Annotated in this window: 12 protein-coding genes; 7 read left to right on the forward strand and 5 right to left on the reverse strand. The window is 36.2% G+C overall.

Annotated elements, in window-relative coordinates; genetic code table 11:
- The first annotated feature begins 87 nt into the window (after window positions 1–87).
- The 5 genes from AB3I20_RS07465 to AB3I20_RS07485 all read left to right on the forward strand — a co-directional run bounded on the left by AB3I20_RS07465 (window position 88) and on the right by AB3I20_RS07485 (window position 3,613).
- A complete protein-coding gene (locus tag AB3I20_RS07465; protein WP_071868823.1) occupies window positions 88–1,077 on the forward strand; it encodes an acryloyl-CoA reductase in 990 nt (329 codons plus the stop codon).
- Entirely contained in the window at window positions 1,074–1,820 is a 747-nt protein-coding gene (locus tag AB3I20_RS07470; RefSeq protein WP_071868822.1) for a phosphopantothenate--cysteine ligase, read from the forward strand. The genes AB3I20_RS07465 and AB3I20_RS07470 overlap by 4 nt, the downstream gene beginning before the upstream one ends.
- On the forward strand, window positions 1,821–2,372 hold the full coding sequence (gene coaC, locus AB3I20_RS07475) for a phosphopantothenoylcysteine decarboxylase (RefSeq protein ID WP_071868821.1): 552 nt from the start codon (window positions 1,821–1,823) through the stop codon (window positions 2,370–2,372).
- Window positions 2,373–2,385: 13 nt separating this feature from the next.
- Window positions 2,386–3,021 carry an ECF transporter S component gene (locus AB3I20_RS07480; RefSeq protein WP_067481541.1) on the forward strand — a complete coding sequence of 212 codons (636 nt, stop codon included), beginning with the start codon at window positions 2,386–2,388 and terminating at the stop codon, window positions 3,019–3,021.
- A gap of 460 nt (window positions 3,022–3,481) precedes the next feature.
- Window positions 3,482–3,613: a putative holin-like toxin gene (locus AB3I20_RS07485; protein ID WP_071868819.1), complete on the forward strand. Its 132-nt coding sequence runs from the start codon at window positions 3,482–3,484 to the stop codon at window positions 3,611–3,613.
- Between the two features lie 294 nt (window positions 3,614–3,907).
- Here AB3I20_RS07485 and AB3I20_RS07490 read toward each other — a convergent pair whose 3' ends face one another.
- Window positions 3,908–4,582 (reverse strand): glycine zipper family protein, encoded by a 675-nt coding sequence (locus AB3I20_RS07490; RefSeq protein WP_368027141.1) that lies wholly within the window; start codon window positions 4,580–4,582, stop codon window positions 3,908–3,910.
- A 347-nt stretch (window positions 4,583–4,929) separates the two neighbouring features.
- Here AB3I20_RS07490 and AB3I20_RS07495 point away from each other — a divergent pair, with 347 nt between their 5' ends.
- Window positions 4,930–5,565 carry an SDR family oxidoreductase gene (locus tag AB3I20_RS07495; protein WP_368027142.1) on the forward strand — a complete coding sequence of 212 codons (636 nt, stop codon included), beginning with the start codon at window positions 4,930–4,932 and terminating at the stop codon, window positions 5,563–5,565.
- Window positions 5,566–5,609: 44 nt separating this feature from the next.
- Here AB3I20_RS07495 and AB3I20_RS07500 read toward each other — a convergent pair whose 3' ends face one another.
- Genes AB3I20_RS07500 through AB3I20_RS07515 form a run of 4 tightly spaced genes read right to left on the reverse strand, consistent with a single transcriptional unit; the run spans window position 5,610 to window position 12,140 of the window.
- Complete coding sequence (locus AB3I20_RS07500; protein WP_270344662.1) at window positions 5,610–6,776, reverse strand: endoglycosidase; 1,167 nt, start codon at window positions 6,774–6,776, stop codon at window positions 5,610–5,612.
- Window positions 6,777–6,829: 53 nt separating this feature from the next.
- Window positions 6,830–8,074 (reverse strand): glycoside hydrolase family 125 protein, encoded by a 1,245-nt coding sequence (locus tag AB3I20_RS07505; RefSeq protein ID WP_244897522.1) that lies wholly within the window; start codon window positions 8,072–8,074, stop codon window positions 6,830–6,832.
- A 49-nt stretch (window positions 8,075–8,123) separates the two neighbouring features.
- Entirely contained in the window at window positions 8,124–10,760 is a 2,637-nt protein-coding gene (locus AB3I20_RS07510; protein ID WP_071868816.1) for a glycoside hydrolase family 38 C-terminal domain-containing protein, read from the reverse strand.
- A gap of 36 nt (window positions 10,761–10,796) precedes the next feature.
- Window positions 10,797–12,140: a PTS sugar transporter subunit IIC gene (locus AB3I20_RS07515; protein WP_067481531.1), complete on the reverse strand. Its 1,344-nt coding sequence runs from the start codon at window positions 12,138–12,140 to the stop codon at window positions 10,797–10,799.
- A gap of 158 nt (window positions 12,141–12,298) precedes the next feature.
- Here AB3I20_RS07515 and AB3I20_RS07520 point away from each other — a divergent pair, with 158 nt between their 5' ends.
- On the forward strand, window positions 12,299–13,015 hold the full coding sequence (locus AB3I20_RS07520; protein ID WP_071868815.1) for a GntR family transcriptional regulator: 717 nt from the start codon (window positions 12,299–12,301) through the stop codon (window positions 13,013–13,015).
- The last annotated feature ends 170 nt before the right edge of the window (window positions 13,016–13,185 follow it).

The following is a 13,185-nucleotide window of genomic DNA, read 5'->3' on the forward strand; positions in this document are numbered from 1 at the left end:
TATAAAAAGCTTAGAGAAAGAACTCCAAAAAAAATGATGCGTTTATGGTATGATATAAGAAAATTTTGAGGGAGGTTTCATTTTATTATGGAAACTTTTAAAGCTTTTCAAGTAACAAAGGATCCAACATTTCAAGCAAAGATTATTGAACAAGAACCCATTGAACTAGCAGACAATGAAGTACTTGTTGAAGTTGCTTATTCAGATGTTAATTATAAAGATGCTTTGGCTAGTAGCGAATCTGGAAATGTGATTCGGACTTACCCGATGACACCTGGCATTGATTTAGCTGGAACTGTTATCAAAAGTTCAACTGAACAATTCTCGCCCGGTGAAAAAGTTTTAGTTACTGGTTATGGACTAGGTGTTACTCACCCCGGTGGTTACAGTCAATATCAAGCGGTTCCAAGTGAATGGCTAGTTAAGTTACCTGAACGATTAAGTACACGTCAAGCAATGATTTTAGGAACAGCTGGATTTACTGCTGCTCTTGCAGTAAATGCGTTGTTAGAACAAGGAATGAAACCAACGAATCACGTATTAGTTACCGGTGCTTCAGGTGGCGTGGGTAGTGTGGCAATCGCTTTGCTGCATAAATTAGGTTTTACAACTATCACTGCTTTTTCTCGAAAAACAACTGCTGAATCTTGGCTAACAAAATTAGGCGCAACACAGGTTATTCAACCTACAACTTTTTTACCAGAAAAAACAAAACCGTTAGCGAAACAAACAGTTGATTACGTGATTGACACGGTTGGTGGCGCTCAATTGAGTCAACTTTTGCCTTTGATTTCTTATAATGGTGCGGCTGCGCTGTGTGGCAATGCTAGCGGAATTGAATTGAATACGACCGTCTTACCTTTTATTTTGCGAAATATTCAGTTGATTGGAATCGACTCCGTCAATGTTCCCCATGAACAACGAGAAAAAATTTGGCAATCCTTGGCAGAACTAGCAATTACAGATGACTTGCTGGTCACAGAAATTTCACTTACCCAATTACCAGAAACGATTGCTCAATTATTAGCTGGAACACATCAAGGAAGAACTTTAGTTCATGTAGGTGAAAAAGAATGAACATTTTAATAACTGCTGGTGGCACTACGGAAAAAATTGATCAAGTACGTGCGATAACCAATCATTCGACTGGTCGACTAGGCAAACAAATTGCAGATGCTTTTTCGAACAATCCCGAAGCAATCATTGATTATGTCACTACCAAAAACAGTGTGTTACCTGAACCAAGTGACGCGATTCATCTCCATATGATTGAATCGACCCATGATTTATTAACGATTTTAGAAACATTGTTGCAAGCAAAAACCTATGACGCAATCATCCATAGTATGGCCGTCAGTGATTTCACTCCAAGCCTCAGTTTGTCAAAAGAGCATTTTATCGAAAGTTTTGGTACAAATAAAGTAACTGAAACTTCTTTTGATAACTGGTTGACTCAAACAAAGCAAGCTGACGGCAACTCTGTCAAAAAAATTTCTTCTGACACAGATCAATTAGTCATTGTTTTAGAAAAAACACCTAAAATTATTAGTTATTTGCGGGATTGGCAACCTACTGCGTGTATTGTTGGGTTTAAGCTACTTGTGGATGTCTCAAAAGAACACTTACTAAAGATTGCACAACAGAGCTTGGTGAAAAATCAAACTGATTTTATTTTAGCCAATGACTTAACCGAAATTTCACAAGAACATCATCATGGATACTTACTCGCAGCAGATGGAACCCTTGCTGAAGCTTTTACGAAAAAAGAAATTGCAGACCTGATTGTCGCAAATGTTCAAAAAAATAGAGGAGATGATTAAATGAAAACTGTTCTACTTGGCATTTCTGGAAGTATCTCTGCCTATAAAAGTGCAGATATCACTAACCAATTAATGAAGTTAGGTTATCAAGTCGAAGTCATCATGACTGAAAGTAGTACCCATTTCATTACACCATTAACTTTACAATCTTTAGCCAAACGTCCAATCCATACAGATGTCATGCAAGAAGCAAATCCTAAAGTAATCAACCATATTGAACTAGCAAAACAAGCTGACCTCTTTTTAGTTGCTCCGGCAACAGCGAATATCATCGGCAAGCTAGCAAATGGAATTGCAGATGATCTATTGTCTACTGTTGCACTTGCTTTGCCTGAAAAAACACCTAAATTGATTGCGCCAGCCATGAATACAACGATGTACACAAATCCAATCAATCAGCGAAACTTAGCTGCTTTGAAATCCGTTGGTTATCAAGAAATCGAGCCAAGAGAATCGCTACTAGCTTGTGGTGACTTTGGTAAAGGTGCCTTGGCAGAAGTCCAAATAATTATTGATCAAGTGTTATTACATTTGAATCAGCGAACAACGTAGAGGAGGAAAAGTGATGAAAAACACTAAAAATTTCACTTTAACCGCAATGTTTTTAGCCATTCTGATTTTATTAGCAGTCACACCACTTGGATTTATTCCGATTGGCCCAATCAACGCAACAACGATGCACATCCCAGTCATTATCGCTTCAATTGTTTTAGGACCAAGATTGGGTGCATTCCTTGGTGGCGTTTTTGGCTTCATCAGCTTAATTCGTAGCACAATTATTCAAACACCACTTTCCTTTGTGTTTTCACCTTTAGTCCCTGTAATTGGTACTACTCAAGGTAGCTGGAAGGCATTGTTAGTTGTGTTTATTCCACGAATTTTGATTGGAATCGTTCCCTATTTTGTTTATATGGGATTCAAACGTTTTTCTAAGAGAAACACTTCGCCTGTCGCATTATTTATCGCAGGATTAGCCGGTTCACTTACAAATACGATTTTAGTTATGAATTTGATTTATTTTTTATTCCAACAAGATTATGCGCAAGTAATTGGTGCAAATACCAATGCAGTCTATTCAGCGATTCTGGCTGTGATCTTTACTAGTGGTGTTCCTGAGGCAATTGTTGCGGGACTTGCTACTGCTGGTGTAGCAAGTGTATTGCTTAAATTGGTTAAGACGAACCCTACGCAAGAATTGTAAAAAAAGGTTGTGGCTCCAAGCGTTCAGCTTCGAAAAAATAATGAGCAACTGACAAAAATAGCTTTCCATATTTTTGGACAGTTATGAATTATTTCGAGAAGTTGCTTGGGGAACACCGTGTATGAGGTTGTAAAAGAAGTGCCCAGCTCCAATAAATAAGAATAAATTACCAGAAATTGTTTCTCAAATTTTTGAGTAATTTGGGCTTATTTTGCAGGAGTTACTTCTTGAACACCGTGAATAAGGTTGTGGTTCCAAGCGTTCAGCTTCAAAAACGATCACCCTGAATGGTTAGTCTAGCTTTTCTCACATTCATTAAACAAAATAAAGCAAAAAAAAAGAAAGCCTTCCCAAACATTTACTTATGTTTAGGAAGGCTTATGCTATAATCAAATTTGACAGTGAAGTTGAATGACGGTGGTTACTTTTCGAAAGGTGGTGGTGCTTATGAATGTAAGTACTGGACGCTACGAAAGGAGTAACCTTTTTGTCCGCATATGAAACAATTCAAATCATTCTCGGCTTTGGTATGTTTACCATCGCATTGATTGGTTTGATTATGGCTGTGCTTAAAAACGACAAAAAGAAATAGCCGTCACTTTAGCGAGACGACTAGCTACTTCTTTTTGATATAGTAATGTCTTTGCCACCGTCTTTAGCGGTGAAACTCAAAGATGATTAACTTTACTCCCATTTTTTTATTGTTCATTATGTATTTGATTTTTAATAGTTACTTTCCAAATAGTCGAAAACTATTTTCTTCGATTATTTTTATAGTATTTTATAAACAGCAATATTACTACAAAAACAGTCGAAAAGATCAGAAAATTTCTCATCGGAAACATATACGTAAACTCCTATCAGCTATCTTATAATCATTACATTATCAGATAGCACATTGTGTTTGTGAATCAAGGCTACAAATGGGAAATTCTGCTGTTAACGTCAGTCGAACACCACCTTTTGTTCTACCTTTATTAATCATAGCTTTAATGTCAGCCTGTCCTTGATTACAACGATTACTTAATATCCCAGCTCCAATAATAACACCGACGACAGCCCCCATAACTCCACCAATTACCGCTCCATAGGCTGCCCCATTCACAGCAAATCCTACAGCGGCACCGCCTAAATAATCTCTTAAGTTTGCTAAACCTGCCTTAGTGGTTGCGTACTCATTAATACCACCATTCACAAATTTTTCTGACCATCCATTACCTAATGGTACTATATAATCACCTAGAGTTTGAACTGCATAGCACATTTTGACTTCAGCACCATCATATTTTACTATAAGTGATTGAATCAAGTCTATCGTTTTTTGTGATTCTTCGTGAAAAGCTATTTGTTCTTTCATTTCTGGACTATTGATTTCATTAACAAATGCTTTGTAAAAATTATTTGAGTCAAGTATGGTTATCTTCTCTGGTTGAAACATTTTATTTGTTTCTATACTATCATCATTTTCTGAAGCATAGATAACTTGAGAAGTACCTGGGGCTAATATACTCAGTAGCAACATACAAGACAACATCGTAATAATTAGTTTAACTTTTTTCATTTTAACACTCTCCTATATTTTTCGTAAACGTTTACAAAAAAATATAGCATACAGCTATTACTTTTATAATTAAATAACTCACATTATAAGGTAATATTTCATAGTCAGAAAGAATTAAATTACGCAGAGAGGATACTGAAAATTTGCTAGACTTTATATAAATATCAGTTTATTAGTTTGTTGGCTCCAAATTAAGTCTAGACTAACATTCTTAGACTATTCAACTCATTTTCTACTTTGATATATTATCTTTCTTTTTCATTCCCTTCCAAGGGTTAACACTGAACATTTAAATAACTTCGTGTTACTATGGGTGCGAAAGAAATTGAACTGAAAGGAAGATTCCTATGAACATTTTTGTTGTCGGTGCCAGTGGTCAAATTGGTCGCCATTTAATCGAAGACCTTGCAAAGACTGACCACCAAGTTACTGCTGGTGTTCGTAATGTTGCCAAACAATCACTCGTTGAAGCAAATAACGTTACTTACGTTTCATTTGATTTGACTTGGACAGTAGAAGAAATGAGCAACACTTTTAAAGAAATCGATACAGTTATTTTTGCAGCTGGCTCTCAAGGAAAGAACTTATTACAAGTCGACCTTGACGGTGCAATCAAAACTATTCGTGCAGCAGAACAATCTGCAGTGAAACGTTACCTGATGATTAGTGCTGTTTTTGCAGATAATCCAGCAAACTGGCCCGATTCAATGATCGACTACTACATTACAAAACATTATGCTGATGAGTGGTTGAAAAATCAAACGACTTTAGATTATGTGATTATTCAACCAGTTACTTTGACCAACGAAGAAAAAGTTTCACACATTCAATTAACTGCGCCTGGTGAACAAGCTGCTAAAACAATCAGTCGGCAAACAGTTGCTGCATTTTTAAGCCAATTAGTAGATACTTCCGCTTTTTCGCGAAAGACAATTGTTCTTTCTGAAGGAACTGAGGAAATTGCAAAGACACTAGCTAAATAGCAAAAAAATAAAGGTATGGCGAGTAGTTGCCATACCTTTATTTTTTATTTCATAAGTGTTAATTCATAAATTGGATCATAGGTGATACTTGCACCGTCATTTACGAAATCATTACTTGATCCTAGTAATACTTTGTTCACTTCATAAATAGATTGCGCAGAATTGATTTTTTCTAGGACTGAATTTTTTATTGGTCCTTCTTCACTTACTCGGTTCCAATGATGAATCGCAATATTTTTCGCTTGTTCTAAAGTAAATCCTTTTGCTTGCAAAATAGCCGTTTTTGTCCATAAAAAGTTTGACGGCACAACATGATTCAAATCATCTTCATTATATGTTCGCCCATCTCGATCCAAAGCATATAAAAACATTCCATATAATTGATGGTCTGCGGTAAATTTTGCTACTTTGTAGATATTACTTGTTTCATAAGGTTCTTTTGTGTCGTACCAACGGTTGTTGTCTTGCTCTTCAGGAAATGTCAAACCTGGCATAAAGCGCTCTTTTTCAATGACATTGGTATAATCATTGATTGCGCGTTGTGTTCGTGTGTCATCCGAGCCGTACTGTTGGTATCCTAAATAAGTGAAACTTGATGCAACATTTTGTAAAGGTGCCAAGTTGGAACCATTTGTGTCGTAAACAAAAACGGTCCCATTATTCGCTAGTGGCCCAATGTATTTCGCTAATGCTTTGATTACACCATCTGAAAGAGCAATGTCTGTGGCGCTTGGGAAAGTTTCCATATCAATATCAAGCCCATCAATACCATAAGCGCGTACATGTTCATCTAATAATTGATTCGCATACGCATCAAATTCTTGTTCTGTTGGAAACGAACCAGCATAAGGGACTTTTAGCAATTCTGAATAATCAATTGCCTTGGTCAATTTCACACCGCGTGCATGTAGGTTAGGTACATAATGTTCTTTCAATTCCTTAAAAAAAGGTGCTGCTTTTTCTTCTTCCCCTTTTGGTACATAACTAAAGATGTTTACAATGTCGATCCCATAAGGAATATCATCCATTGTCAGCCAATTTTCATCAGGTAAACTAGTGTTGACCCCGTGCATCGTTTTATCGCGCCAAGCTCGATAGTAAACCATCGTCTGTGTTGAATGTTCTTGTTCTTGTCCATGAACTGTTACAGGAATAAAAAGTGTCATAGCAAAAAAAACGAGTGCAGCAAATCCAAACTTCATTTTCTTCATTTTATTTTCTCCTCTTTTTCTGTAAAACATTCCGTCAAGCAGCATTTAACTATTCATTTTCCACCTAAATTCAAATAGTGAAAAACCAACCCACAATACGTCATATTCGCCCAAGAAAACCATTCTCTCGTATAATTCTCGGGATTATCCACATCAACTCCCTCATGACACTGCAAAGTTCCAGCGTCGTTTTTAGCAATTTGATCAATTTTTTCTTCAACAAAGTTACGATTCGTTGAAGTCAAGCCTTCCATCGCAAGTGAAATTGGCCAGACATAGTTTGGTGGTGTATGTGGACTGCCAATTCCTGCCAAGTAGGTTCCAGAATAATAATAAGGATTTTCTTTACTTAAAATTTTCTGGCGTGTTGTTTGATAAAGCGGATTGTCTTCTTTCATGTAACCTAAAAACGGTAAAGATAATAAGCTAGGAACATTTGCATCATCCATAAATAAATGATTTCCTAAACCATCTACCTCATATGCATAATAACTTTCACCATTTTCGTCATTTAAAATAGCAAATTGTTGGACACCTTTTGAGATGTCTTCTTGTAATTTCTGGATTTTTTGACGTAATACTTCTTGGTCTTCTTTCGGTTTCACTGCTAATAATTCCAGCAATTGATCCAAGATAACTAGAATAAATAGATTTCCTGGAACAAAGTAACCATAAGTGCATGCATCATCACTTGGACGGAAGCCACTCCAGACCATTCCAGTATAATTTATCGGTGTTCCTCTTCCTTCTCTCGCTAAAGTATCTGATGGCGGACAATTTGTACGTTGGAAAAGATAATCTGATGATTCATGGTGCTGTTCCGTAATAAAAGTGTCAATTGCCAACTCAGCGACCGCCCAAAAATCAGGAGTCAAATGTGCTTCATAACCCGTTTTTTTGTAGAGATGAAACGCTAAGAAAAATGGCGCACATAATGAATCAATTTCAAATTTTCTTTCCCAAACTAATGGCGAAATTGGAATATTCGACGTGTCATTACTGTAATGACCGCCACCAACTTCTTTGTTAAACGCATTAGAATAAGGATCATGTTTGATATACGTTAATTGTTGCTTCAATACGCCATGAATCAATTGTTTGATTGTCGGGACCTCATGGACGATTTCTAAATATGGCAAGACTTGAAAAGTTGAATCTCTTAGCCACATGGCAGGAATATCACCTGTAGCAACAAAGATTTCGCCATTTTCTCTCACAGAAACCGTATTCGTAATTGTATCAACGAGTGCATGTTGAAATAACTTTGTTGCTTTTGCATCTTTTAAATTGATAGTCATTGCATATTGTTGGATTTCATTGATTAAGTCTGTTTGATTGATCACGTCACTACTCCATTTCTTTTTGATTGAAAAAAATGCCATACGTTCGAATTTCACCTGGCTTGAAAGCACTCATCGGTAAAGTAGTCACATTTTCGCTTACCGAATCAATTACTTTCCCTTCCAAGTTCAGTAATTTTACTTCAGTAGGTGCATCAAAAGAGAGTTTACCTGGTGCTGTTTGTGCTACATCTGTTGGATTATACAAACGTAATTCAATCCCTGTTCCATCGATCGTTGCTTGAAGACTACTAAACACAACTGTCAGTTCATCGATGGTTACTTTTCCACGTGGGTCTTCAATAAGTGATTTTGGATTGACTGGGAAATATTGGATTGGTGTTGTAAAACGATTCAGTTCCTGCGTCTGATAGTCAAGTGCTTCTTGTGTTGTTTCTAAATAGTTGGTTTGTAACTTCTGGCTATCGAAAAATTCATCTAAAACAAGGCTGCCTTCGAACACAACTGTACCTACTAATTGGCTATCTGGTGTTGGAACAACTTTTGTTTGAAGTCCAGAGGCATCTCCGGGTCTTCGCAATGTATCTGGACGTCCCAAGTAGCCCACACCACGGAAAACAGTGATTGCTAATTGCTGCCTTTCGCCATCGATTACTTGAAAATCTTTCGTACCTCTAGTTAAAAATGACCAGCTTTCTTTTTCATCATGAAGATTGGCAAGATGTAACATTGGTCGCATACTTGTCGGTTCTTCTTTATACCCGATTTCTTTCCAATCAGGTAAATGTTTTTCTTCTATTGGACGTTTTATTATGCCAAATGGTGTATCACTTGTAGAAACCACGGCCTTTGTTTTTGTTGCAATCATCAAACGTAAGCGATGATCAAGCACTTGATTATCCAGTGTTAGATGCACATCAATCAAGTTCGTTTGCTTATTGCATTCCAGAACCATCGTATAGCTGACTGTTCCATCTGTTACTTGTTCTTTTCGTGAACATAGGTCAAAAGGTAATGCCCATTCTCCCTCAATCGTCATTCGACTAATCAAGTCCCCTTGCTCAACCATTGCTTGGTTATGCTGTGAAAAATCAAGTTTTAAGAACCAATCATTAAACGCTGGCGAATAATCATACGTGTCCCCTTCATCGCCACTGTCTTCAAACCATAAGAAATCATGGTACCATTTCTTCAATTCTTTTGAATAAAGGTTCAGTTTTCCTTCTTTCAATTGGATAACATACCAGTCATTTTCTAACTCCGTTGCTTTTGTGAGCTGTGGTACACTTGCAGTTGTTTCTTCGACCGTAAAACAAAGCCAGCCCATTGAAGGTAATGTACACTCGATTGCTACTTCACTCACATAATAATGTTCATCACTCATTGCCTCAGGATCTCTTCTCAAGAGTGCGGCATTTTCTCGTTTTTGACTTAACAGTTCAACTTCAACCGGTTGTCCCTTTTGATCGACTAATGAAAAAGTAGCTGTTTTAGTTGAAAGTGCTACTTTACGAATTGTTGTTAACTCAAAGGGTAACGGATTCCAAAGAAAAACTTGATTGTCTTGTCCGTGATTTAAAGAAATACTTAGTTTCCGCAATAAATAGTCAACACAAGACTGAGCTTCTTGCAATCCATTAACCCCACGCAAATAAATGTCTTGATTCGTTTTATCGCTATTACAACCGCCTGCGCTATCATGAGCTTGTCCTCTAGCAACGATTTTCCATAGACTGGTAATCAGTCCTTGTTTAACAGGAATACCGTGATTTGCTGCTACGACAGATAGTGGTTCTAATTGGTAAGTCAAGCTACGTTCTAATCGATCATAAACCTGTTTCAAATCATATCTAGAAGAATAAATGCCACGATGAATTTTTGAATCAGATGGTTCAATAAATTCTCCAGAAAGTTCAGGAAGTTTTTCTGATTCGTTTTCTAAAGATTTAAAGAAAACCGGATAGTTGCTTTCAATGAATCGAGTAGCTTCTTCACTTTCTTGATTGGCTAAACTGATTCGTTGTTTCAAATCAAAGTCAACTGCTCGTTGGTCGCCACCAACAGGTAACAAATGGGTCTCACTCGGTGTCTGTGTACTGATTTTTTCTGCAAGCTCATCAAATTGATTTTGCTCAACCAATTCCACACCAGCATAGTAACCATTTTTAATATTAGCTGTTAGGACTTTTGAACCATCATTACTTGACCAGTAAAAATAACGGGTATTCGCTTCTCTTGGCATTCCTCGCCAAAATAATGCATGAGAAATATCAAATCCTTGATAAATTTTGGGCATATCTTGTCCTTGTCCAAAAGAATCTGGAAGATAACCAACTCGCATCACGCCACCTAGTGCTTTTGCTTCTGTAATTCCGATTTTTAGATTACGAACAATTGATTCACCTGAGGTAGTCATTTCATCAATTTGTGTAAACCATGGCCCAATAAATAAACGTCCTGCTGTCACAAATTTTTTGATTTCTACTTCTTTTTCTGGAAATAAAGCTAAATAATCTTCGATGATCGACATTTGACCATCTAACGTATAATAATCTAACTGATTCGTTTCTAAAGCTTCCAAAACTTCATCCATATGGAAAATAAATTGAACGCGTGCTTCTTGACGGGTAAAATACCATTCAAAATCCCAATGGGTATGTGCGACAGTGTAAATGTCTTTCATGCGTGCCACTCCTCTATTCTTCTACAATTCATGTTATTATTCAGCTGAATGCGCCATTAATTGATCGGCTGCTCGTTCTTGTCGTTGATTCAAAATGACAAAAGGTGCATACATAATGATGTCTAAGACAACCAATACAAAAGTCAAGATTACTGGACTGATATGGAATGCGCCTAAGACCCAAGTGCTAATAAAAATTGGTTCATTTCCTGAATTCAAAACAACTAATGGTACGACCCAGCCAAGTGAAGTCACCACATAGGCAATTACTGCATTGACAATTGGTACAACAATCCACGGAATAAACATCAATGGATTTAAAACAATTGGTAATCCAAAAATAACTGGTTCATTAATACCAAAGCATCCAGGAATCAATGCTAATTTAGCAACTTCTCGTTCTTTCTCACCTTTTCTCGTAAAAATCAACATGGCGATGATCAAGCCAAAGGTTGCCCCTGAACCACCAATCATTGCATAGACATTCGTCATTGTGTTTGGTGCAATTGAAATGCCAGCAAAACTTTGTGTTTCTGCAAATTTGGCAACATTTTCTAAGAAAACTGGTAACCAAAATGCGGAAACAACTCCCCAAACAATATTAAAACCATGTAATCCTAAGAACCATAAAATTTGTTGTAATAAAATGACAATAATGATTGCAGGCAATCCTGTTCCAACAGTCAACAGTGGTTTAATCAATACTTCAGAAATCATTTGTAACAATGAAACATATCCTAATGATTGGATTACAATGCGAAGAACACCAAAAATCAATAATACTTCACTGATTGGAATCAATGAGAAGAAGGAATCAAAAACATTTTGTGGGACATTTCCAGGCATCTTGATTGTAAATTTGCTTCGTGTAAACCGAGCAAATAAAGCAACGGCAATCATTCCAACAATCAACGCAGTAAACATTCCTTCATAACTGAAGAAAGAAGAAGCAAATCCTTCGATAATTTCCGCCTTAGAGTCGAGATAATTCACATTATTTGGTACCATTACAAAGTAAGCAGATAACGCAAGTAATGTTGCAATAATCGGATTTAAACGTTCATTTTTTTCTTTATGTTTTAGTTCAATTGCATAAGAATAAGCTGAAGAAAAAACAACAATAATAGCAACGATTCCTAATGTAGCATTTCCTAAGTAACCAAATAAATTACTGATATTTGTTAAAATCGCATTATCGATTCCTTGATTTTTAATCAACGCATCGATCTGCATTTTAATTAAATTTGAAAATGAGCCAACAACAGTAAACGGGATGGTGCGGACAAACGCATTTTTTACAGCTTGTAAAATAGTATTGCCTTCAACCCAAGCTGAAACTTTTAACAATGGTTCTTGAAGTTTTTGTACATCAAATTTCATAGTAATACTCCCTTTTCTACTTTTTAGAGAAAACGTTTTCTGATTTAATTATATACAACTAAGATAATTTGTAAACATTTAATTTCATAATTATATATACAAATTATCTATTTTATATTAAAATGTGTATACAAATAATAAAGAGTGAGGTTTACAAATTGTATAAATACCGTGAAATTTATTCAGATATCAAGCGTGATATTCTAACAAATCATTATCGTGCTGGGACTTTATTGCCTACCCAAGAATTTTTTGCAGAAAAATATGATGTTTCTCGTATTACGTTAAAAAAAGCACTATCTTTATTAGAAAACGAGGGATTAATATTTAGTAAGCAAGGATCTGGTACATATATTCGTCCAACAATTGAAAATAATACAAGTGAATTACTCCCTTTAGATCTGCCAGTTGGGGTAACTTACTCTCATCGTGATCAAGAAATCAAAAGTAATATTTTATTTTTTGACGCGCGTTTGCCTACAGAAGAAGAACAGCAAAATTTATCTTTAAATAAAACAGACCCTGTCTATGAATTTAAGCGTGTCCGTTTATTGAATGGTCAGTATTATAGTTTTGAACATGTTGTTATGCCTGTTGCAATCGCACCTATCACCGAAGAAATACTGCAAGGATCTGTCTATGATTATCTAGGGCATGAAGCCAAGTTGCAGCTGGTTGATGCGCGTCGAATTGTTTATGCAGACCAAGCAAATGAAGAAGTTAGTGCCTCTTTAAAAATCAAAAAAAATGATGCTGTATTGGTGATTGAGCAAATTGGTTACGATCAAAAAGGACGAGCATTTGAATTTTCAAAATCCTATTTTATTAGCAATCAAAGTAAGTTTGTTTTGGATGTACATTTAAAAAAATTGTGAAAGAAGTGTCCAGTCCCGATAAATAAGAATAAATTACCAGAAATTGCTGCTCACATTTTTGAATAGTTTAGACTTATTTTGAAGGAGTTACTTCTTGAACATCGTAAAAAAGGTTGTGGCGCAAAGTGGTTAGCTTCAAGTAATAAGGAATCTTTTCTAAAAATAGCTTT

It is taken from the genome of Enterococcus sp. C50, assembly GCF_040887505.1.
Lineage (GTDB): Bacteria > Bacillota > Bacilli > Lactobacillales > Enterococcaceae > Enterococcus_B > Enterococcus_B thailandicus.

Excerpts from the sequence above, each read along its gene's own strand:
- AB3I20_RS07465 (WP_071868823.1), top strand. The coding sequence starts at position 88 with ATGGAAACTTTTAAAGCTTTTCAAGTAACAAAGGATCCAACATTTCAA.
- AB3I20_RS07470 (WP_071868822.1), top strand. The coding sequence starts at position 1,074 with ATGAACATTTTAATAACTGCTGGTGGCACTACGGAAAAAATTGATCAA.
- coaC (WP_071868821.1), top strand. The coding sequence starts at position 1,821 with ATGAAAACTGTTCTACTTGGCATTTCTGGAAGTATCTCTGCCTATAAA.
- AB3I20_RS07480 (WP_067481541.1), top strand. The coding sequence starts at position 2,386 with ATGAAAAACACTAAAAATTTCACTTTAACCGCAATGTTTTTAGCCATT.
- AB3I20_RS07490 (WP_368027141.1), bottom strand. The coding sequence starts at position 4,582 with ATGAAAAAAGTTAAACTAATTATTACGATGTTGTCTTGTATGTTGCTA.
- AB3I20_RS07495 (WP_368027142.1), top strand. The coding sequence starts at position 4,930 with ATGAACATTTTTGTTGTCGGTGCCAGTGGTCAAATTGGTCGCCATTTA.
- AB3I20_RS07500 (WP_270344662.1), bottom strand. The coding sequence starts at position 6,776 with ATGAAGAAAATGAAGTTTGGATTTGCTGCACTCGTTTTTTTTGCTATG.
- AB3I20_RS07505 (WP_244897522.1), bottom strand. The coding sequence starts at position 8,074 with ATGACTATCAATTTAAAAGATGCAAAAGCAACAAAGTTATTTCAACAT.
- AB3I20_RS07510 (WP_071868816.1), bottom strand. The coding sequence starts at position 10,760 with ATGAAAGACATTTACACTGTCGCACATACCCATTGGGATTTTGAATGG.
- AB3I20_RS07515 (WP_067481531.1), bottom strand. The coding sequence starts at position 12,140 with ATGAAATTTGATGTACAAAAACTTCAAGAACCATTGTTAAAAGTTTCA.